At 62.4% G+C, this 19,612-nt stretch carries 20 protein-coding genes; 7 read left to right on the top strand and 13 right to left on the bottom strand.

What is annotated here, in order from left to right:
* Window positions 1-166: 166 nt before the first annotated feature.
* Genes HA052_RS05175 through HA052_RS05195 form a run of 5 tightly spaced genes read right to left on the bottom strand, consistent with a single transcriptional unit; the run spans window position 167 to window position 4,610 of the window.
* Window positions 167-970: a DUF3658 domain-containing protein gene (locus tag HA052_RS05175; protein ID WP_166451100.1), complete on the bottom strand. Its 804-nt coding sequence runs from the start codon at window positions 968-970 to the stop codon at window positions 167-169.
* Window positions 967-1,749: a serine O-acetyltransferase gene (cysE, locus tag HA052_RS05180; protein WP_081550495.1), complete on the bottom strand. Its 783-nt coding sequence runs from the start codon at window positions 1,747-1,749 to the stop codon at window positions 967-969. The genes HA052_RS05175 and cysE overlap by 4 nt, the downstream gene beginning before the upstream one ends.
* A 33-nt stretch (window positions 1,750-1,782) precedes the next feature.
* The gene (locus HA052_RS05185; RefSeq protein WP_166451101.1) at window positions 1,783-2,493 is read right to left on the bottom strand and encodes a TIGR02117 family protein; all 711 of its coding nucleotides are present in this window, start codon (window positions 2,491-2,493) and stop codon (window positions 1,783-1,785) included.
* Between the two features lie 6 nt (window positions 2,494-2,499).
* Window positions 2,500-3,996: a ribonuclease G gene (gene rng, locus HA052_RS05190; protein ID WP_039755437.1), complete on the bottom strand. Its 1,497-nt coding sequence runs from the start codon at window positions 3,994-3,996 to the stop codon at window positions 2,500-2,502.
* 17 nt (window positions 3,997-4,013) lie between these two features.
* Window positions 4,014-4,610, bottom strand: coding sequence for a Maf family protein (locus HA052_RS05195; protein ID WP_166451102.1), 597 nt, complete (start codon window positions 4,608-4,610; stop codon window positions 4,014-4,016).
* A 248-nt stretch (window positions 4,611-4,858) separates the two neighbouring features.
* Between HA052_RS05195 and HA052_RS05200 the strand changes: the two genes are divergently transcribed.
* The 6 genes from HA052_RS05200 to HA052_RS05225 all read left to right on the top strand — a co-directional run bounded on the left by HA052_RS05200 (window position 4,859) and on the right by HA052_RS05225 (window position 10,360).
* Complete coding sequence (locus HA052_RS05200; protein WP_166451103.1) at window positions 4,859-6,040, top strand: multidrug effflux MFS transporter; 1,182 nt, start codon at window positions 4,859-4,861, stop codon at window positions 6,038-6,040.
* A gap of 176 nt (window positions 6,041-6,216) precedes the next feature.
* A complete protein-coding gene (rsmA, locus tag HA052_RS05205) occupies window positions 6,217-7,014 on the top strand; it encodes a 16S rRNA (adenine(1518)-N(6)/adenine(1519)-N(6))-dimethyltransferase RsmA (RefSeq protein ID WP_081550505.1) in 798 nt (265 codons plus the stop codon).
* Window positions 7,015-7,139: 125 nt separating this feature from the next.
* A complete protein-coding gene (locus HA052_RS05210; protein ID WP_081550507.1) occupies window positions 7,140-8,045 on the top strand; it encodes a glutamate/aspartate ABC transporter substrate-binding protein in 906 nt (301 codons plus the stop codon).
* Between the two features lie 163 nt (window positions 8,046-8,208).
* Entirely contained in the window at window positions 8,209-8,949 is a 741-nt protein-coding gene (locus tag HA052_RS05215; protein WP_081550509.1) for an amino acid ABC transporter permease, read from the top strand.
* Window positions 8,946-9,620, top strand: a complete 675-nt coding sequence (locus tag HA052_RS05220) for an ABC transporter permease subunit (protein WP_206118770.1) — start codon at window positions 8,946-8,948, stop codon at window positions 9,618-9,620. The genes HA052_RS05215 and HA052_RS05220 overlap by 4 nt, the downstream gene beginning before the upstream one ends.
* Window positions 9,621-9,625: 5 nt before the next feature.
* Complete coding sequence (locus HA052_RS05225; RefSeq protein ID WP_166451201.1) at window positions 9,626-10,360, top strand: amino acid ABC transporter ATP-binding protein; 735 nt, start codon at window positions 9,626-9,628, stop codon at window positions 10,358-10,360.
* Between the two features lie 190 nt (window positions 10,361-10,550).
* Here HA052_RS05225 and HA052_RS05230 read toward each other — a convergent pair whose 3' ends face one another.
* The 6 genes from HA052_RS05230 to HA052_RS05255 all read right to left on the bottom strand — a co-directional run bounded on the left by HA052_RS05230 (window position 10,551) and on the right by HA052_RS05255 (window position 17,094).
* Window positions 10,551-10,892, bottom strand: a complete 342-nt coding sequence (locus HA052_RS05230; protein ID WP_206118771.1) for a hypothetical protein — start codon at window positions 10,890-10,892, stop codon at window positions 10,551-10,553.
* 65 nt (window positions 10,893-10,957) lie between these two features.
* Complete coding sequence (locus HA052_RS05235; protein ID WP_166451104.1) at window positions 10,958-11,326, bottom strand: GIY-YIG nuclease family protein; 369 nt, start codon at window positions 11,324-11,326, stop codon at window positions 10,958-10,960.
* Entirely contained in the window at window positions 11,313-12,893 is a 1,581-nt protein-coding gene (locus tag HA052_RS05240; protein WP_166451105.1) for a TerC family protein, read from the bottom strand. The genes HA052_RS05235 and HA052_RS05240 overlap by 14 nt, the downstream gene beginning before the upstream one ends.
* Window positions 12,894-13,143: 250 nt before the next feature.
* On the bottom strand, window positions 13,144-14,289 hold the full coding sequence (ccsB, locus tag HA052_RS05245) for a c-type cytochrome biogenesis protein CcsB (RefSeq protein ID WP_166451106.1): 1,146 nt from the start codon (window positions 14,287-14,289) through the stop codon (window positions 13,144-13,146).
* On the bottom strand, window positions 14,289-16,307 hold the full coding sequence (locus HA052_RS05250; protein WP_166451107.1) for a cytochrome c biogenesis protein ResB: 2,019 nt from the start codon (window positions 16,305-16,307) through the stop codon (window positions 14,289-14,291). Before HA052_RS05250 ends, ccsB begins: the two co-directional genes overlap by 1 nt.
* A 169-nt stretch (window positions 16,308-16,476) precedes the next feature.
* Window positions 16,477-17,094, bottom strand: a complete 618-nt coding sequence (locus tag HA052_RS05255; protein WP_166451108.1) for a c-type cytochrome — start codon at window positions 17,092-17,094, stop codon at window positions 16,477-16,479.
* Between the two features lie 91 nt (window positions 17,095-17,185).
* On the opposite strand from HA052_RS05255, the gene yihA reads away from it, so the two are divergent.
* Complete coding sequence (gene yihA, locus HA052_RS05260; RefSeq protein WP_166451109.1) at window positions 17,186-17,818, top strand: ribosome biogenesis GTP-binding protein YihA/YsxC; 633 nt, start codon at window positions 17,186-17,188, stop codon at window positions 17,816-17,818.
* A 314-nt stretch (window positions 17,819-18,132) separates the two neighbouring features.
* Here the strand turns inward: yihA and HA052_RS05265 are convergent, their stop codons facing one another.
* Window positions 18,133-19,005 (bottom strand): septal ring lytic transglycosylase RlpA family protein, encoded by an 873-nt coding sequence (locus tag HA052_RS05265; protein WP_081550526.1) that lies wholly within the window; start codon window positions 19,003-19,005, stop codon window positions 18,133-18,135.
* A gap of 131 nt (window positions 19,006-19,136) precedes the next feature.
* Window positions 19,137-19,601 carry a tRNA (cytidine(34)-2'-O)-methyltransferase gene (locus HA052_RS05270; protein WP_081550528.1) on the bottom strand — a complete coding sequence of 155 codons (465 nt, stop codon included), beginning with the start codon at window positions 19,599-19,601 and terminating at the stop codon, window positions 19,137-19,139.
* Between the last annotated feature and the right edge of the window lie 11 nt (window positions 19,602-19,612).

The raw sequence follows: 19,612 nt of genomic DNA on the forward strand, positions 1-19,612 counted from the left end.
TCGGAGCCCGTTCTTAGAACGTGTTTACGATCTTGCGAGCTAAGGCGAGACAAGACGAAAACGGCTGAGAAAGCGGAATGTACACACGGTACATGAGCATTTCGAAGCCGGTTTCAACGCCGTATCGTTGACGCGCAGCAGATCGTAAACAGGTTCTTAGAGGGTCTTAGTCGACGGTGCGAACAAGCGGGTAGGCGTTGTCGTCAGTCGGGGGCTCGGCGCGGAGGCGGCCCGCGCGCAGCAATTGCTGGACGCGCCAAAACAGCAGGCCGGAGGACAGCAGCGCTTCTCGGACGCCGACGAGGGCGTCGCCGACCAGGCGTGGGATCGACCGCGCTTGAGCGGCAGCCAGCTTCAACAGCAGCGCGTCGTAGCGGTCCAGCGGCGCTTCGACGATGTCTTGGCCTTGCAGGCGGCGCAGGCCTTGGCCATGTTCGCGCCAGTAGCGCCATTGCTCCGCCAGCGCCTGGCGCTCGCTGGCCGCCAGCGGGCGCTCCAGCCGCCGGCAGGAAGCCAGCCGCTCCAGCGGCAGCATGGCCACGCTCCATTCCGCCAGGCTTTCGCCTTGCGGCCAGTGCGGCTCCGGGACCGGGACGACCGCCAGCGGGCAGTCCGCCGGCAGTTGCTCGGCCAGCAGCGCCAGCGTGAGCTGGTCGCCGGCGTTGAGGCCTTGCCAGACGGTGAGCGGCCGGGGCCGCTCCAGCAGCCTCAGCAAAGCCTTGCGGCCGGCCTGATGCCGGCGCAGCCAGTCGTCCTCGTATTCCGGTAGCCGAGACTCAGCCTGAAGCAGCTGCTGGTGCCAGGCCAGACGCAGGCCCTGGTCGATGGCGTCGGTGTCCAACAACGGGCCGGCGCTCAGGTCTTCAATGAGGGGCAGGACTTCGCCGTCGAGCAGGCCGTCGCGCCGCAGCGCGTTCAGCATGCCGGCGGCGGAGTCGCCGACGGCGAGGTGGACCCGCTCAGCGCTCATACGCGCTGATCCATATCCAGCGCCGGGGTGCCTTCGCAGGCGCGGGCCACCACGCGGGCGGGCACGCCTACCACGGTGGTGTGGGCCGGCACGTCTTCCAGCACTACGCTGCCGGCGCCTATCTTGGCGCAGGCGCCCACCTGGATGTTGCCGAGGATGGAGGTGTTGGCGCCGATCAGCACGCCGTCGGCGATCTTGGGGTGGCGGTCGCCGTGTTCCTTGCCGGTGCCGCCCAGGGTGACGCCCTGCAGCATCGAGACGTTGTCGCCGATGACGGCGGTTTCGCCCACTACGACGCCGGTGCCGTGGTCCAGCATCACGCCCTGGCCGATGCGGGCGGCCGGGTGGATGTCGGCGCCGGTGACTTCGGAAATACGGTTTTGCAGGAACAGCGCCAGGGTTTTGCGCTCCTCCCGCCACAGCCAGTGGGTGATGCGCTGGCACTGGATGGCGTGGAAGCCTTTGAAATACAGCAGCGGAGTGGAGTAGTTGTCGCAGGCCGGGTCGCGGTCGAAGCAGGCGCTGATGTCGGCGCGCGTGGCGGCGCTGATGGCCGGGTCGGCGTCCAGCGCTTCGCGGAACAGTTCCATTAGCGCGCGGGCGTCCATCACCGGGCTGGCGAGCTTGCTGGACAGGTGAAAGGCCAGCACGTCTTCCAGGGTGTTGTGGCGCAGCACGGTCATGTGCAGGAAACTGGCCAGCATGGGCTCGTCTTGCGCGGCTTGTTCGGCTTCCTGCCGGATGGCGAACCAGAGCGGATCGCCGTTTGCTTCATTCATTTTGCGAAACTCCCTTGCGCTGAGGCGATCGTCTCAGCGGTCTTTCAATTGCCAGAATAGCGCGTGGTCGAATGGGGACCACCAGGCGGTGCGCACGCCGCTGGCGGCCAGCGCGTCGCGCACCCACTGGTTGCAGGTGGTCAACGGGCTATAGCGGCCGTTGGCCTGATAAAACGCATCCTGTTCATGATAATGATAGTCCCGCATCCAGAGGGCTTTTCCGGTTGCGTCGCGGGCGACGGAGGCCTGGATGAAGCTGGCCAGCCGCCGGTATTGTTCCGGCGCAAGCGTCAGGCGCCGGGTGGCGGCGCCTTCGCGCGGCATCGGCAGATATTCAATATGTAGTACGGCGCCGTCCAGCCCGGACAGGGCGTAAAGCGCTTTGCCCGGGGTGAGATCCGACCAGTCCCGCGTTTCCAGGAAAAAGCTGCGGCTGCCCCAGCCTATGCCCACATAGGGCAGTTTGTCCAGATTGGGCCCGGCCCGCGGATGCCGCGGGGAGAAGGTCTCGTCCCAGTTCATGCCGGGGCCGCCGCGCGGCAGCAGCAGGCCGGCGTGCACGCCGTTGCTGTCCAGAAAAACCGGAATGCCGGCGTCGCTCTGCCGCCAGTCGCGATTGACCGGGAGCCGCCCAAGCGCCAGCGCGGCGAGCAGGTAGAGCGCAATCAGGGCCAGCAGGCCCAGCGCCGCGCGGGACAACAGGCGCGGCAGCCGGGCCGCCAGACGAAACGGGCGGAATGACATGGCGGCTTACAGCAGGACGACGTCGAATTGCTCCTGGGTGTAGGTGGCTTCCACCGACAGCGAGATTGGCTTGCCGATGAAGTCGATCAGCATCGCCAGGCTTTGCGATTCTTCGTCGATGAACATGTCGATCACCGATTGCGCGGCCAGGATGCGGTAACCCTTGGCGTCGAACTGACGCGCTTCGCGCACGATTTCGCGCTGGATCTCGTAGCACACGGTCTGCGCGGTCTTGATCTCGCCGCGGCCCTGACAGGTGGGGCAGGGCTCGCACAGCACGTGGGCCAGGCTTTCGCGAGTGCGCTTGCGGGTGATTTCCACCAGGCCCAGGCTGGTGAAGCCGTTGAGGGTGACGCGGGTGCGGTCGCGCGCCATCGCTTTGGCCAGCTCCGCCAGCACCGCGGATTGGTGTTCGTCGTTGTCCATGTCGATGAAGTCGACGATGATGATGCCGCCCAGATTGCGCAACCGCAGCTGCCGGGCGATGGTCTGGGTGGCTTCCAGATTGGTCTTGAAGATGGTTTCGTCGAAATTGCGGTTGCCGACGAAGCCGCCGGTGTTGACGTCTATCGTGGTCATCGCCTCGGTCTGGTCGATGATCAGGTAGCCGCCGAACTTCAGGTTGACGCGGCGCGCCAGCGCCTTGTCGATCTCGGCCTCGATGCCGTGCAGCTCGAACAGCGGGCGTTCTCCGCTGTAGCGTTCTATCTTGTCCACGGCGATTTGCACGTATTGCTCGGCGAACTCCACCATGCGGCTGTAGTTCTCTGTGGAGTCCACCACCACCTGGTCGGTGAAGCCGCTGACCATGTCGCGCAGCACGCGCACCGCCAGTGGCAGGTCTTCGTAGAGCAGGCTTTGCGCCGGCAGGTGCTGGGATTTGTGGCGGATGTCGGACCACAGCTTGGACAGGTAGCCGATGTCGGCGGCCAACTCGTCGTCGCGCGCGGTCTCGGCGCTGGTGCGGATGATGTAGCCGCGCGGGCTGTTGGCCGGCAACAGCTTTTCCAGCCTGGATTTCAGATTGTGGCGCTCGCTTTCGCTGTCTATCTTCTGCGATACGCCGATGTGCTCTTCCTGCGGCAAATGCACGAGGAAGCGGCCGGCCAGCGAGATCTGAGTGGACAGACGCGCGCCCTTGGTGCCTATCGGGTCCTTGATCACCTGCACCAGCACGGTCTGGCCTTCGAACAGCATTTTCTCGATGCGCTGGGGCTCGGTTGGGTGCTGGCGCTGTTCCAGTACGTCGGCGATGTGCAGGAAGGCGGCGCGTTCCAGGCCGATTTCAATAAAGGCGCTCTGCATGCCGGGCAGCACGCGCTTGACCTGACCCAGGTAGATGTTGCCGACGATGCCGCGGCTGGCGGCGCGCTCCACATGCAGTTCCTGGACCACGGCGTCTTCCAGCACCGCGACCCGGGTTTCCTGCGGGGTGATGTTGACCAGGATTTGTTCCTTGGGGCGCGGCAAGTCGCGCGGCAGGGGTATCGATTGATGCAGCATGGTGGTCCCCCGGGCGCTCATGGAAACTGGAAGCCGAATTCGCCGAGCAGCGCCGCGGTTTCGAAGATAGGCAGGCCCATCACGCCGCTGTGGCTGCCGTGGATGCGCTCGACGAAGACGCCGGCTTTGCCCTGGATGCCGTAGGCGCCTGCCTTGTCGAAAGGCTCGCCGCTGTCCAGATAGCGCTCAATGTCCTGTTCGCTGAGCGGGCGGAAGAACACCTCGGTCACCGAGGTTTTGAGCCGCACCTTATCGCCTTCGCGCAGCGCCACGCTGGTGATGGCTTGATGGCTGCGGCCGGAGAAGGCGCGCAGCATGCGGCGGGCGTCGTCGGCGTTTTCCGGCTTGCCGAAGATTTCGCCGTCCATCGCCACCGTGGTGTCGGCGGCCAGCAAGGGCCGGGACGGCAGTCCGCAAGACTCCACTACCTGCCAGCCGGCCTCGGCCTTGGACAGCGCCAGCCGTTCGGTGTAGGCGACGGCGGATTCGCCTGCTCGCACCGATTCATCGATGTCGGCGTGGATGCGCTCCAGGTGCATGCCCAACTGTTCCAGAATTTCGCGGCGGCGCGGGCTGCCGGAGGACAGGTAAATCCGGGTGTCATTTGCGGTCATGATAGTCTGCTCATTTGTTCTTTCGGTCGCTGTCTAGGTTACCAGACGCGTGATGCCGCAACCATCGAATCCATCAGGCGCCAGCCGTTTTCAGGCCGACGCGGTCCCGCTTAAATGGCGTCAATTTGCTGTTTTTAAAGACGCGGAAGCGGTGCTCCGGCGGGTTTTTTTCCTGCGTCCTGCTGCGGCGGGGCGCTCTCCCCGGTATCATGGCGGCTTGCTTCCCCCTCTCCTGTCGTCATACCCCGATGCCCAACCCTAGCGTTTCTCCGTTTGCCCGCGCCGCCACCTTGGCGGCCATCTTGTTGATCTTGTTCAATCCCTTGGGCATCGATCTTTACCTGTCGGCAATGCCGGCGATGCAGTTGCATTTCCAGGCCGATGTCGCGATCAGCCTCAGCGTGTTCATTTTCAGCCTGGGGCTGGGGCAGTTGCTGTTCGGTCCGTTGGCGGACAGGATAGGCCGTAAGCCGGTGGCCTTGGGCGGCCTGCTGCTATACGCTGTGGCCGCGTTTCTAGCTAGCCGCAGCGACAACCTGGGCGGTTTTCTGGGCTTGCGCGCGCTGCAGGGCTTGGGCGCCAGCGCCAGCTCGGTATGCGCGTTCACCCTGGTGCGCGATTGTTTTTCCGGCAATGCGGCGGCCCAGCGCTACAGCCTGCTCAATGCCGCCCTGAACGTGGTGCCGGCGATGGCGCCCTTGTTAGGCGGCTGGCTGACTGCGCGCTGGGGCTGGCAGTCCTGCTTCCTGGTGCTGGCCGGCAGCGCGGTGCTGGCGGCGGCATGGCTGGCCTGGAAGATGCCGGAAACCCGGCCTGCCGTTTCCAGCGCAGACGGCGGTCCGGCGATCGGCATGCGCCAGGTGCTGGCGACGCCGGCGCTGCGTCGCTACGGCGCTTGTTGCTGCGCGGCGCTGGCTTTGATCGTCAGCTATGTGACGCTGGCGCCAGCGGTGCTGATTGAACGCGGCGGGGTGGGCGTCACCACCTTCGGCTTGCTGTTCGGCGGCAACGCCCTCTTGGTGATGGCGGCCAGCTTCCTTGGCTTGAAGCTAATCGGCCGCTTCGGTCAAAAAGCGATGTTGCGTTACGGTCTCAACATCATGTTGCTGGCCGGCGTATTGTTGTTGGCGCTGTCGGGCCAACCGGGCGCTTGGCACTATATGTTGCCGATAGGCGTGCTGAGCGTGGGCTTCGCCTGGACGCTGGGGCCGGCCAGCGGCATGGCGATGGCGCCGTTCTCTCAGGGCGCCGGCCGCGCCGCCGCCTTGCTGGGCTGCGCTCAGATGCTGTTCGCCGCCGGCGTGTCGGCGGGCCTCGCGGCGCTGCCCTTGCCGGGCGAATGGGCGCTGGGCGCAATGGTATTGCTGCTGGCCGGCCTGTGCCGCTGGCTGACCCGCCCCGCCGCGGCGATTCGGGAAAATCCTCACTGATTTTCAAGTGTTTGGCATGTATTGTGAGATTTGTGGCGTAGGGCCGGCTTTAGCTCTTGTCGGGCAGCCTACAATCGGCAGACAATTGGCCAAAACTTGAGAGTTGACTTCAATAATGAGGCGCGACGGCAAGCTGCCCGGCGCTTCTCCGTTCTTTGCACTGATTAGCAGATTTCATGAACAAACATATTCCGCGCAAGCGTTTCGGCCAGAATTTTCTGCAGGACGCCAGCGTCATCGCCAACATCGTGCATGCGGTGAATCCGCAGCCGGACGATGTCGTCATCGAGATCGGCCCTGGACTGGGCGCGATCACCAAGCCGCTATTGGCCGCGCTCAAGCATTTGCACGTGGTGGAGATTGACCGCGACATCATCAGCCGTTTGCAAACGGAGTTTCCGGCCGAGCGTTTGAGCATTCACGCTGGCGACGCGCTGGTGTTCGACTTCGCCTCGGTGGCGGAGGGCAAGCTGAAGATCGTGGGCAATCTGCCCTACAATATTTCCACGCCCTTGTTGTTCCATCTGGCCACTTACGGCCAGAAAGTCACCGATATGCATTTCATGTTGCAAAAAGAGGTGATCGAACGCATGGTGGCGGAGCCGTCCACCGCCGACTACGGCCGATTGACGGTGATGTTGCAGTACCGCTTTGAAATGGAGAATATCCTGCATGTGCCGCCGGAAGCGTTCTGGCCGCCGCCGAAGGTGGACTCCGCCGTGGTGCGAATGATTCCGGCGCCGGGCCGTTGCGGCGTGGCCGACGATGAGTCGCTGCTGGAGCAGGTGGTGACCACGGCGTTTTCGCAGCGGCGCAAGACGCTGAAGAACAATTTGAAGGGTCTGTTGGACGCGGACGGCTTCGCCGCGCTGGAGCTGGATCCCGGGCTGCGGCCGGAGAACCTGCCGGTGGAGGATTACGTCCGCCTGGCCAATTACCTGAGCGCGAAAGGCCACAAGGCCAAACGCCAGTAACGGGGCGTTGCAAAGTAAAAAAACACGAGCGGGCGTTCAGCGCCCGCCGCACTACAAAGAGTCGTCCGTCCCTGTCCTTGTCGGCGGGGGCTGTCTATCACAGGAAGTGAAAAAGGAGAAACTTCATGCGTATTCGCTCCACCCTGATCTGTGCCGCCACTTTGGGCGCCTTCTGCGCCGCTCCGGCCATGGCCGCCGAACTGACCGGTACTCTGAAGAAAATCAAGGATTCCGGCGTGATCGTCTTGGGCAACCGCGACGCATCCATTCCGTTTTCCTATTACGACAACAACCAGAAGCCGGTGGGCTACTCGGTGGACTTGGCCAACAAAGTGGTTGAGCAGGTGAAAAAAGAGCTGAAAATGCCGAACCTGCAGGTCAAATACAATCTGGTGACGTCGCAGACCCGCATCCCGCTGGTGCAAAACGGCACCGTGGATCTGGAGTGCGGTTCCACCACCAATAATGTGGAGCGTCAGAAGCAAGTGGCGTTCTCGGTGGGCATCTTCGAAATCGGTACCCGTCTGCTGACCGCCAAGACCTCCGGCCTCAAGGACTTCCCCGATCTGAAGGGCAAGAACGTGGTGACCACCGCCGGCACCACGTCCGAGCGCCTGATCAAGGCGATGAACGCCGACAAGAAGATGGGCATGAACATCATCTCGGCCAAGGACCACGGCGAATCCTTCCTGATGCTGGAGTCCGGCCGCGCCGCGGCCTTCATGATGGACGACGCGCTGCTGTACGGCGAGATGGCCAAGGCCAAGAGCCCGGCCAACTGGGTGGTGACCGGCAAGGCCCAGTCCTACGAGATCTACGGTTGCATGATGCGCAAGGAAGACCCCGCCTTCAAGAAGGTAGTGGACGCCGCGCTGAGCAACACTTTCAAGTCCGGCGAGGTCAACAAGATCTATGCCAAGTGGTTCACCAGCCCGGTGCCGCCCAAGGGGCTGAACCTGAACTTCCCGATGTCCGATGAATTCAAGGAGCTGATCGCCAAGCCGACCGACAAGTCTGCCGAGCAGATGTAAGTCGCGGTTGGCGCGTCGCCGCCCCGTCCTCCCCGCCGTTTCGCGGGGAGCCCGGGGCGCGCGGCCGTATCCGCTTTCTTTGTGCGTGGCCGGGCGTTTGAGCCGGGCCGCGGCCTGCCGGCGCGAATGAGCGTCGGCAGGCTGGCGTTGTTGGGAGTGAAGCATGAATTACCACTGGGACTGGATGGTGTTTTTCAAGTCCACCGGGGTGGGTAGCGAAATCTATCTGAACTGGTTCGTGTCCGGCCTGGGCTGGACCATTGCCGTGGCGCTGGCCGGCTGGGCGATCGCCCTGGTTTTGGGCTCGGTGCTGGGTGTGATGCGCACGGTGTCGAACCGGTGGGTGGCGGGCATCGCCGCGGCCTACGTCGAGTTGTTCCGCAATGTGCCCTTGCTGGTGCAATTATTCGTCTGGTACTTCTTGATCCCGGATCTGCTGCCCGAGGGCGCGCAAACCTGGTTCAAGCAGGACCTGGCGCCGGCCACTTCCGCCTTCCTGTCGGTGGTGGTGTGTCTGGGGCTGTTCACCGCGGCGCGGGTGTGCGAGCAAGTGCGCACCGGCATCGAGGCTTTGCCGCGCGGCCAGCGCAACGCGGCGCAGGCGATGGGTTTCACCTTGCCGCAAGCCTACCGCCACGTGTTGCTGCCGCAGGCCTTCCGCATCATCATTCCGCCGCTGACCAGCGAGTTTTTGAATATTTTCAAGAATTCCTCGGTGGCCTCGCTGATCGGCTTGATGGAGCTGTTGGCGCAAACCAAGCAGACCGCGGAGTTCTCCGCCAACATCTTTGAGGCCTTCACCCTGGCCACCATCATCTATTTCGTGCTCAATATGAGCTTGATGACGCTGATGGCCTGGATCGAGCGGCGCGTGCGCATTCCCGGCATGATGGGGGGCAAATGATGGAATTGGATTTCAGTCAGATCGTTCCGGCGCTGCCGGGTTTGTGGCAAGGCATGCAGCTGACCCTGAAGCTGCTGGCGATGGCGGTGGTGGGCGGCGTGGTGCTGGGCACCTTGCTGGCCCTGGCCCGGCTCTCCGAGCATCGGGTGTTGTCGCCGCTGGCCAAATTCTACGTCAATTACTTCCGTTCCATTCCCTTGCTGCTGGTGATCTCCTGGTTCTATCTGGTGGTGCCGATGGTGCTGAACTGGATTACCGGCAGCCTGGAACCGGTGGGGGCGTTCACCTCCTGTCTGGTGGCCTTCGTGATGTTCGAGGCGGCGTATTTCTCCGAAATCGTCCGCGCCGGCATTCAGGCCATTCCCAAGGGCCAGGCCGGCGCGGCCTACGCGCTGGGGATGAGCTACGGCCAGGTGATGCGGCTGGTAATCTTGCCGCAGGCCTTCCGCAAGATGACGCCCTTGTTGCTACAGCAGTCCATCATTCTGTTCCAGGATACTTCGCTGGTGTACGCTGTGGGTTTGATGGATTTCCTCAACACCGCCCGCTCCAAGGGCGATGTCGTCGGTTTGCCGCATGAGTTCCTGCTGTTTGCCGGCGCGGTGTATTTCGTGATCAGTTTCGGCGCTTCCTTTTTGGTGAAGCGCATGCAAAAAAGGTTGGCTGTATGAGCGCAATGATTTCCCTGAAGCAAGTCAGCAAGTGGTATGGGCAGTTCCAGGTCCTGACCGATTGCACTACCCAGGTCGCCAAGGGCGAGGTGGTGGTGGTGTGCGGGCCGTCCGGCTCCGGCAAGTCCACCTTGATCAAGTGCGTCAATGCGCTGGAGCCGTTCCAGAAGGGCGAGATCGTTGTCGACGGCATCTCGGTGGGCAATCCCAAAACCGACCTGCCCAAGCTGCGCAGCCGCGTCGGCATGGTGTTCCAGCACTTCGAACTGTTCCCGCACCTGTCCATCACCGAGAACCTGACCATCGCTCAGGTCAAGGTGCTGGGCCGCAGCCAGGACGAGGCTCGGGACAAGGGTCTGAAGCTGTTGGACCGCGTGGGATTGAAAGCGCACGCAGACAAGTTCCCCAGCCAGCTGTCCGGCGGCCAGCAGCAACGGGTGGCGATTGCGCGCGCGCTGGCGATGGACCCGATCGCGATGCTGTTCGACGAGCCGACCAGCGCGTTGGACCCGGAAATGATCAACGAGGTGCTGGATGTGATGACCGAGCTGGCGCACGAGGGCATGACCATGATGTGCGTGACCCATGAGATGGGCTTTGCCCGCCGCGTGGCCAACCGCGTGATCTTCATGGACCAGGGCCACATCGTCGAGGACTGCGACAAGGACGAGTTCTTCGGCAATCTGGATGGCCGCTCCGAGCGCGCTCGTCATTTCCTGTCCAAGATCTTGCAGCACTGATTCCAATCCCATTTAACACCGATAACTTTGTCGGCTTCACTACGCGGGGCCTTGCCGTACTCTCTTGTACTGTCTGCGGCCCCGCTTGATCGCCTTCGCGTTTTCGGTTCTCACTGGAACTGGAATGAGCCCAGCTAGGCCGCAAAGACAAAGCCCGCCATTTGGCGGGCTTTGTCTTTGGACGAGACGATTAGTTGCCGTTCTTGATCTGTTGGCTGACCTGGTTTTCCTCCTGGTTCAGCGTTTTTTGCTCCTGCTTGGTGATGTGGCCGTGATCCAGCTTGGCCATGCCCTGTTCCTGCTGGCGGATGTCGCGGTCTTCGCGATGCAGCTTGCGCGCCTCGTCGCGGCTGATCTTGCCTTCCTTCTGTTCTCGGTGGATGCGGCGGTCCTGATGGTGCAGGCGCTGATTGATTTCCTCGCGGCGCGGATGTTCTTTCTGCCATTCTGATTCGGCCCGGGCCTGGGCGGCGAACAATAGGCCGGCGGCGAGCAGGCTGGCCAGCATGAGGGGGCGAGCGTTCGTTTTCATCTTGATCTCCTGGGATGGCAATGATTGCCAGATGTCAGCCTAGGGGAGAAGACGGCAAGTATCTGTTAAGGCTGGTTAATCTGTGTTGCCATTGGGGGCGTCGACATGAAAACCGTGAAATCTCCGTCCGCGGGCGCGTGGAGCTTCAGGAAGTCCAGCTTGGCGGCGCGATCCAGCCGTTTGAACGCGTATTCGGCCTTCAAGGCGTCGGAAAGGCCGGCGCAGACCAGCACCAGGGCCAGCGCTTGCGGCGGATTGAGCCGGGTGTAGCGCGCGCCCTTGCCGGCGGCGTGCTGAGCGTAGCGGCGCGCCACATCGGTAGTGACGCCGGTGTAGAGCGCGCCGTCTCGGCAGCGCAGCACGTATAAAAACCAGGGCCGGGGGGAAGCCCGGCCCTGCGTGTTCCGCGCGGCGGCGGATTTAGATGCTGGCATCCAGATTGGCCAGCGGGCTGATCAGCACCCGCTCGGTGCGGTTGCCCTTTTGCACGGTGACGCGCAACCTCCATTCGCCGACGGTGATTTCATCGCCCTCGCGCGGGATGCGCTCCAGGCAGTCCATCAGCAAACCGGCCACGGTATGGAAATCCTCGTCCTCGAAGTCGCCCAAGACGATGTGTTGCTCCAGCGTCACCAGTTCCAGGCTGCCTTCCACGTCGAAGCTGCCGTCGGCTTGCTGCACGATGGCCGGCAGCTCGTGACGCTCGTGCTCTTCCGGAAACTCGCCGGCGATGGCCTCCATCAAGTCTTTCTGGGTGACGATGCCTTCCAGGCTGCCGAACTCGTTGACCACGAAGGCCATGTCCGCTGAATGTTGGCGGAAGCTCTCCAGCGCCTTGAGCACGGTGACGGTTTCCGGCAGCACCAGCGGCTGGCGCAGCGCGGCATCGATGTTCATTTCGCCGCCGTCCAGCAACTGGGTCAGCAAATCCTTGCGCGCGACGATGCCCAGCGGCTCGTCTATGCTGCCGTCCCTGATCACGACCAGTCGGGAGTAGGGGCTATCACGCAGCACTTTGCGCTGGGCGTCCTGGCTCTGGCTCAGGTCTAGACGGTGGACGTCGGCGCGCGGCGTGGCGATCACGCGGATCGGCCGCTCGGCCAGGGTCAGCACGCTGTGTATCATCGCGCGCTCGTTTTGGGCGAAGGCTTCTTGCGGTTCGGCGTCCTTGCTGTCTTCCACCTTGCCTTCGTCGGCGCTAGGGCTGGTCAGCTTGCTGCCCATCAGGCTCAGCACCGCGTTGGCGGTGCGTTCGCGCAAGGATTGGTTGCGGTTCAGGTAGCGGATGCGGTTGGCCTGGGACACCTGGTTAAAGGCCTCGATCAGCACCGAGAAGCCGATCGCCGCGTACAGATAGCCTTTGGGGATATGGAAGCCGAAGCCTTCCGCCACCAGGCTGAAACCGATCATCAACAGGAAGCCCAGGCACAACATCACCACGGTGGGGTGAGCGTTGACGAAGGCGGTCAGCGGCTTGCTGGCGGCGATCATCATCATCATGGCGACGATGACGGCCAGCATCATCACCGGCAGGTGTTCGGCCATGCCGATGGCGGTGACCACCGAGTCGATGGAGAATACCGCGTCCAGCACCAGGATCTGGGCGACGACGGTGCCGAAGGCGGCGTAAGCCTTCTGGCCATTGCTCTTCACTTCATCCACGCCTTCCAGGCGTTCGTGCAGTTCCGTGGTGGCTTTGAACAACAGGAACACGCCGCCGCCCAGCATGATGAGATCTCGCCCCGAGAAGGGTTGGCTGAGCACGTGGAACAGCGGGGAGGTCAGCGTCACCAGCCAGGAGATGCTGGCCAGCAGCACGAGACGCATGATCAGGGCGAGCGACAGGCCGGTGATGCGGGCGCGGTCGCGTTGGTGCGGGGGGAGCTTTTCCGCCAGGATGGCGACGAAGATCAGGTTGTCAACGCCCAGCACCACCTCCAGGATGATCAGCGTGAGGAGGCCAAGCCAGGCGGAAGGGTCAGACAGCCACGAAACGTCCATGATGAAAACGAAGATTCCTTATAAATAAAAACGGGGTAAAAATAGCACAATCGGGGCGCGATTAACAAAAATCCGTCGCGCCCGGCCGTACCGGCAAGAGAAAAACCCCGCGTCGGCGGGGTGGCTCGGGAGGAAATTTAGAACGCGCTTACGATCTCGCAAGCTAGAGCGAGACGCGGCGTTTAGGCTGAGAAAGCGGTGCGCACACCGTGTCACGCTCCATGAGGCGCAGCAGATCGCAAGCCGGTTCTTACAGGCCGCCGTAGGAGTGCAGGCCGGCCAGGAACATATTGACGCCGAGGAAGGCGAAGCTGGTGACGAACAAGCCCACCACCGCCCACCAGGCCAGCGGCGCGCCGCGCCAGCCCTTGACCAGGCGAATGTGCAACCAGGCGGCGTAGTTCAGCCACACGATCAAGGCCCAGGTTTCCTTGGGATCCCAGCTCCAGTAACCGCCCCAGGCGTCTGCGGCCCACATTGCGCCCAGAATGGTGGCGATGGTGAAGAACAGGAAGCCGACGGCGATGGCCTTGTACATCACCTCGTCCAGCACTTCGGCCGGCGGCAGCTTGTCCTTGAGCCAGCCCTTCAGCGCCAGCAGTTCGGCGATGCCGAGCATGGCGGCGATGGCGAAGGCGCCGTAGCCGACGAAGTTGGCCGGCACGTGTATCTTCATCCACCAGGATTGCAGCGCCGGGATCAGCGGCTGGATCTCATGGGCCTGGCGGTCGAAGGTGTACCACAGGATGAAGCCGACCGAGGCGCAGATCACCAACAGCACGAAGGCGCCCATCTGACGCGCCGCGTATTTGGCTTCGTAGTACAGATACATCAGCGAGGTGATCAGCGTGAACAGCACGAAGACTTCGTACAGATTGGATACCGGGATGTGGCCGATGTCCGGACTGATCAGATAGCTTTCGTACCAGCGGGTGAACAGGCCGGCTAGGCCCATCACCGACGCGGCCCAGGTCAGGCCGCTGCCCATGCGGTTCAGCGTGTCGGAGCGGGTCAGCAAGCCGACCCAATACGAGAAGGCGGCCAGGAAGAACAGCGTGCACATCCACATGATGGAGGATTGGCTGGACAGCATGTATTTGAGCAGGAAGGCGGTCTGGCCGCGCGCGAGCTCATGCTGATAAACCTGAATCCCCAGCAGCGAGATACAGCCGGCCAGCGGGAAGAACCAGCGCCAGGATTTCCAGAACCAGCCCAGGCCGATCAAGCCCAGCGCGGAGCCGGCCAGGATGGCCTGCTCGTAGCCGTCCATGTAATGGTTGTACAGCGCGTAGCTGTAGCCGGCGGCGCCCAGCATCAGCAGCGCGTAGAGCCAGTCGGCCAGGTTCAGCCGTTTCAGTAGCGGCTGCCGCGAGAAAGAAGGGTGGGCCAGTTCCATCATGCACCTCGTACCAGCTGTTTGATAAGTTGAGTATGGCGCGCAAAGTCGCCGTCCAGATCGCGATTATGCCGGTTTGACGTCATCGCGACCCGTACTTTGGAACCGTTGACGCGAATCCACAGACGCAGCTCGCGCACGTAGAACATCAGGATGATGCCGAAGACCAGCAGCACCGAGCCCAGATAGACCAGGGTCTTGCCCGGCGAGCGGGTCAGCTGAAGACCGGAGGCTTGCACCTGCTCGAAGCCATCCAGTTGCAGGAACACCGGCGCGCCGTAGTCGTGCAGCGAGCTGACCGCCACCAGGCTGTCCAGCAGGAAGCGGTAATGCTCGCTGTCCAGCTTCATCGCCGGCAGGCCGGCTTTTTCGTCTGCCACCGCCATCACGTCCGCCACCGCGCCTTGCAAAATCTTGATATAGGTCTGCGCCACCGCCTGGCGCTTATCCTGCGGCACGCGGTCGTCCAAGAACTTCTCCAGGCCGACGAAGCCGCTGTCGCCGAAGCGCGCCAACACCCATTTGACGCTGTCGGTGAACTGCTGCTGCATCGCCGGGCTGATGGCGTCGCCTTTCAGCGCTTTGTGCGCGGCGCGGCGGGCGATCTCGTCGTAACGCGCCGGGTCCAGCAAGGCGGCGCGCAGGCGCATGAAGCGTTCCACGCTCATCTCTTCATCCAAGGGAATGCGCACGTATTGGAACGGTTCGGCCACGGTCTTGCGCACGCCGGCCATCTGATAGCTGGCGCCGTCCTGCTGGATGGGCGCCATATAATGCATGAACTCCACCGCCTGGCCCTGGGCGTCGCGCAGCTTGAAGCTGATCGACGGACCCTGGTTTTTCAGCTGCTTGTCTTGCTTGACCTCGCGCGCGTCGTGCATGCGCTGCGACAGCGTGCGCTGGCCTTCCTGCGGCTTGCCGATGTTTTCGATATTGAAGACGCGCAGCTCGCCCACTTCCAGCGTGTAGTCCTTGCCGTTGGCTTTCAGCGGCTGGCTGGACATCGACACCGCCGAAATCTCGGTCGGACGCGCTTGCGGCGCGGCCAGATTCCAGGCCTTGAACTTGAGCGGGGAGGCGCCGTCGCCAAAGCTGGACTGGTAGATGGCGATGCCGTCGACGATTAGCGGATGGTTGACCTTGACCGTGGCCTCGGTGGTTTTGCCGCTGGCTTTGTCTGTGACCACGATGTCGCTGGCGAACAGCTTGGGCATGCCGTTGCTGTAGTAGTCGACGTGAAACTTCTTCAAGGTGATGATGAAGGGCAGTTCCTGCACCAGGTAGCCGTTGCCGGCGTTGAGGAAGGTGACGTCGGCGCTCTTGTTCTCCGCAATGGTGACGTTGCCGCGGAAGGACAGATTGTTCGAGCTTAAACGGCTGGCCGCTGGAATCTGGTTTTGCGGCACGTCGCGGGTTTCCGGCACCACGCGGCCGGTGAGCTCGCCTATTTTCAAGGGCAGGTTGCCGTCCAGCAGGCCGCCGATGCAGATCACCACCAGCGCGATGTGGGCAAAGAAATAACCGAGCTTGCCGGCTGCGCCTTTCTTGGCCGCCAGCACCAGGCCGCCGTCGGCGCGAGGCTGCTCCTTGAGGCGGAAGCCTTGCGCCCGCAGATAGGCGCGCGCGGCGTCGGCGTCGAAGCCTTCGGCCTGGAAGCTGGCGCTGTGCTTCATCGCCGCCAGCGAATTGTCGGAGGCTTTTTCGCGGTAAGCGCGCATCTCCTTGATGAAGCCGGGACCGTTGCGCAGAATGCACAAGCTGGTGGACAGCACCAGGAAGGCGAGGATGGTGAGGAACCACGCCGAATGATAGACGTCGTACAAGCCTAGCCATTCAAACGCTTGAAACCAGAATTGCCCGAATTCGAAGGCGTAGTTGGGATAGGGCTCGTTCTGTTTCAGAACCGTCCCGATCACCGAGGCGATGGCCAGTATCGTCAGCAGGCCGATGGCGAAGCGCATCGAACTGAGCAACTCATGCCAGGCGTGGGCCAGGCCGTTGCGGCTAGTTTTTTTCATAGTGGCGTAAAGTGCAAAAAGGAAAGCCCGTGGACGGGTCTTCCCTTTTGAGCCGGCGTGCCGGCCAAAGTTGCCGGCGCGCCCAGGAGCGCGGGCGGCGGAGTCCCCGCAGGGAGCGGCCCCTGAGGGGCCGTCGGGCTCGGCCTGTGGCGGCCGGGCTGCTCAAGGCTTAGCGCAAGCCGGAAATGTATTCGGCCACCGCTTTCATTTCGGCGTCGCTCATGCGATTGGCGATATCCTGCATCGGGCTGTTTTTGCGGTTTGCGCCGGCCTTGAAGTCGTTCAGCTGCTTGACGATGTAGCCGGCGTGTTGGCTGCCCAGACGCGGATACTGGTCGGGCAGACCCTTGCCGGCGGGGCCGTGGCAGGACATACAGGCGGGGACTTGGGTGCCGGCGTTGCCGACGCGGTAGATCTTGGCGCCCAGCGGCATTTGCGTTTTGTCGGAAGCCTCGCGGTCCTTCGGTTTTTGCTCGCTGTAGTAGGCCGCTACGTTGCGCATGTCGTCCTCGGACAACATGGAGGCCATGCCCAGCATGGTTGGGTCCTTACGCACGCCTGCCTTGAACGCCTTCAACTGGGTGTACAGATAGTGCGAGTTCTGACCCGCCAGCGTGGGGTTGGCCGCGGCTACGCTGTTGCCGTCAGTGCCGTGGCAAGCCGCACAAACCGTTTCTACGATCTGTTTGGCCTTCACCGGGTCCGCCTTGGCGGCTACCGGCGCAGCCGCCAACGCGTTTCCGGCCAGGGTTGCAGCCGCCATCGCCAACAGCATCATACGTTTCATGGTCGCTCCTTTAGGGGCTATCCCTAAATATCTGTAAAAGTGGCAATTTCAAACCTGCTATTCTATACCAACTGATTTCACCCTTACTACTATGTCGACTTTTCAAAACGCCCGATTTTATACCACCGTCAACCACATGAAGGACTTACCGCCTACCCGAGCGGAAGTCGCCTTCGTGGGTCGCTCCAATGCCGGCAAGTCCAGCGCCATCAACACATTGGCCAATCACGGCCGCCTGGCGCGGGTGTCCAAGACACCGGGCCGCACTCAGCACATCAATTTTTTTGAGCTGGGTAACGAATGTTTTCTAGTCGATTTACCCGGTTATGGCTATGCCGAGGTGCCTGAAGCGGTTCGTGCGCACTGGGTAGAGCTGCTGGGACGTTATCTGCAGTCGCGCCAGAGCCTGATCGGTCTGCTGTTGATCATGGACGCGCGCCATCCTTTGAAAGAGCTGGACCGCAAGATGCTGGAGTTCTTCCGGGTGAGCCGGCGACCGGTGCATATCCTGTTGTCCAAAGCCGACAAACTGTCGCGCCAGGAGCAGTCCAAGGTGCTGGCCTTGGTCAAGAGCGAGCTGAAAGACTATCCGGACGTCAGCGTGCAGATGTTCTCCAGCCTGAAGAAAAGCGGGGTAGAGGACGTGGAACGAGTGGTGAACGGCTGGTTCGACCAGTACATGGGACAGCCGGCCACGGACGAAGCCGCGCCGCCGGAACTTTAGGAACAGGCCCGCACCTAAACAAGCAGGTGGCCAACACCTCCCGCTTGCCTCCCTGAGCGGGGCCTGAATTGATCAGGCTTACCCCGGCAGCAGCTTGCCGGGGTTTTTTATCGGCGGCGGAAACGACAAAGGCGAAGGAGATGTCTCCTTCGCCTTTGTTTTTGACCGAGCGCTTGTAGAGCCTGTTTACGATCTCGCGAGCTAGAGCGAGACAAGGCGAAAACGGCTGAGAAAGCGGAATGTACATAGGGTACATGAGCATTTCGAAGTCGGTTTCAACGCCGTATCGCCGACGCGCAGCAGATCGTTGGTTCTTACAAGCTGGTGACTACGGTCTCCACGTGCAGGTTCTCTGCGGCGTTGCGCACCGCGTCGCTGGAGCGGAAGGGCCCCAGGCGCACTTTGTAGACGCCTTCCTGATTCACGATGCCAAGCTTGGACTCGTATTTGTCGTCCATCTCGCCCAGCATTTTCTGCACCATCGCCTCGGCGTTGGACAGTTTGGAGAAGCTGCCCAGTTGCAGATACTTGGGCGTGTCTTCGACGCGTCGAGCGGTGTTGACGGGGCGGGTGCTGGCGATGTTCTCGCCGCCGGCGTCCGGCCATACGCGTTCGATGGCGATCTTGGCGCTGCCTTGCTTGATGAAGCCCAGGCGATAGGCCGCCGCGTAGGACAGGTCCATCAGGCGGCTCTTGTGGAAGGGGCCGCGGTCATTGACGCGCACCACCACGGATTTGCCGTTGTTCAGATTGGTGACCCGGGCGTAGCTCGGGATCGGCAGCGTAGGATGGGCGGCGGTCATGGCGAACATATCGTATTTCTCGCCGGAGGACGTTTTGCGGCCGTGGAACTGCTTGCCGTACCAGGAGGCGCGGCCTGTGGCTTGATAGGGCTTTTCGCGCGTGTCGGGGCGGAAGCTCATCCCCAGCGCGGTGTAGGGCAGGTTGGCTGATCTGATCAGCGGCTCTTCCTGCGGCACGGCGTCCGGCACCAGGTTCAGGTTGACCGGAATATGGTCGGCGGGACCATCGTTCTGGAAATAAGCTCCATTCTTGGCAACGGTTTTCTTGTTGCCGGTCGACGAGGAGGCCGACTGGTTGGTGGCGCTGGCCGTCTTCACGGTGGAACAGGCCACGAGTACGAGACTGACGAACACAAGCCACAGCCATCGGAGTACTGATTGCATAGATCTCCCTTATGCTGTCGGAACCACTGCAAACCTCGGCGCGCCGCTTCAAGGTCGGCGCTTCGCGCTTGCAAGCAAGCGCTCGGACCAGGTTTTTCAGAGTCCCTTGTTGGGCCGATCTGCGAACCGCTTCAGCATCCCCCTGCGAAATCAAGCTGTCGCCAAGCCTCGAACACCGTCACCGCGACCGCGTTCGAAAGATTGAGACTTCTTGATTCTGGACGCATCGGCAAACGAATCCTCTGCTGCGGAGGCAAAGACCCCAGCACTTCAGGCGGCAGACCGCGGGATTCGGGACCGAACAAAAAAACGTCCCCAGGTTGATAGGATATCCGGTCATGGCGCTCGGAGCCCTTGGTGGTGGCGGCGAAAATACGCCGTCCGCGCAAAGTCTCTTGACAAGCCGCCCAATCCTCATGAACCACTACGCGTGCGTACTCGTGGTAATCGAGTCCCGCGCGTCGCAGCTTGGCGTCCTCCAAAGGGAAGCCCATGGGTTTGACCAGATGCAGTTCACAGCCGGTGTTGGCACATAAACGAATCACATTGCCCGTGTTGGGCGGTATTTCCGGCTGAAAAAGAATTACAGTGAACATCGTTGGCAGCC

Origin of the sequence: Chromobacterium fluminis (assembly GCF_011602385.1) — a bacterium.
Lineage (GTDB): Bacteria > Pseudomonadota > Gammaproteobacteria > Burkholderiales > Chromobacteriaceae > Chromobacterium > Chromobacterium fluminis.

Excerpts from the sequence above, each read along its gene's own strand:
- ccsB (WP_166451106.1), bottom strand. The coding sequence starts at position 14,289 with ATGGAACTGGCCCACCCTTCTTTCTCGCGGCAGCCGCTACTGAAACGG.
- rng (WP_039755437.1), bottom strand. The coding sequence starts at position 3,996 with ATGCTGCATCAATCGATACCCCTGCCGCGCGACTTGCCGCGCCCCAAG.
- HA052_RS05220 (WP_206118770.1), top strand. The coding sequence starts at position 8,946 with ATGATGGAATTGGATTTCAGTCAGATCGTTCCGGCGCTGCCGGGTTTG.
- HA052_RS05265 (WP_081550526.1), bottom strand. The coding sequence starts at position 19,005 with ATGCAATCAGTACTCCGATGGCTGTGGCTTGTGTTCGTCAGTCTCGTA.
- HA052_RS05235 (WP_166451104.1), bottom strand. The coding sequence starts at position 11,326 with ATGCCAGCATCTAAATCCGCCGCCGCGCGGAACACGCAGGGCCGGGCT.
- HA052_RS05270 (WP_081550528.1), bottom strand. The coding sequence starts at position 19,601 with ATGTTCACTGTAATTCTTTTTCAGCCGGAAATACCGCCCAACACGGGC.
- yihA (WP_166451109.1), top strand. The coding sequence starts at position 17,186 with ATGTCGACTTTTCAAAACGCCCGATTTTATACCACCGTCAACCACATG.
- HA052_RS05225 (WP_166451201.1), top strand. The coding sequence starts at position 9,626 with ATGATTTCCCTGAAGCAAGTCAGCAAGTGGTATGGGCAGTTCCAGGTC.
- HA052_RS05230 (WP_206118771.1), bottom strand. The coding sequence starts at position 10,892 with ATGAAAACGAACGCTCGCCCCCTCATGCTGGCCAGCCTGCTCGCCGCC.
- rsmA (WP_081550505.1), top strand. The coding sequence starts at position 6,217 with ATGAACAAACATATTCCGCGCAAGCGTTTCGGCCAGAATTTTCTGCAG.
- HA052_RS05200 (WP_166451103.1), top strand. The coding sequence starts at position 4,859 with ATGCCCAACCCTAGCGTTTCTCCGTTTGCCCGCGCCGCCACCTTGGCG.
- HA052_RS05175 (WP_166451100.1), bottom strand. The coding sequence starts at position 970 with ATGAGCGCTGAGCGGGTCCACCTCGCCGTCGGCGACTCCGCCGCCGGC.
- HA052_RS05215 (WP_081550509.1), top strand. The coding sequence starts at position 8,209 with ATGAATTACCACTGGGACTGGATGGTGTTTTTCAAGTCCACCGGGGTG.
- HA052_RS05195 (WP_166451102.1), bottom strand. The coding sequence starts at position 4,610 with ATGACCGCAAATGACACCCGGATTTACCTGTCCTCCGGCAGCCCGCGC.
- HA052_RS05210 (WP_081550507.1), top strand. The coding sequence starts at position 7,140 with ATGCGTATTCGCTCCACCCTGATCTGTGCCGCCACTTTGGGCGCCTTC.
- HA052_RS05240 (WP_166451105.1), bottom strand. The coding sequence starts at position 12,893 with ATGGACGTTTCGTGGCTGTCTGACCCTTCCGCCTGGCTTGGCCTCCTC.
- HA052_RS05185 (WP_166451101.1), bottom strand. The coding sequence starts at position 2,493 with ATGTCATTCCGCCCGTTTCGTCTGGCGGCCCGGCTGCCGCGCCTGTTG.
- cysE (WP_081550495.1), bottom strand. The coding sequence starts at position 1,749 with ATGAATGAAGCAAACGGCGATCCGCTCTGGTTCGCCATCCGGCAGGAA.
- HA052_RS05255 (WP_166451108.1), bottom strand. The coding sequence starts at position 17,094 with ATGAAACGTATGATGCTGTTGGCGATGGCGGCTGCAACCCTGGCCGGA.
- HA052_RS05250 (WP_166451107.1), bottom strand. The coding sequence starts at position 16,307 with ATGAAAAAAACTAGCCGCAACGGCCTGGCCCACGCCTGGCATGAGTTG.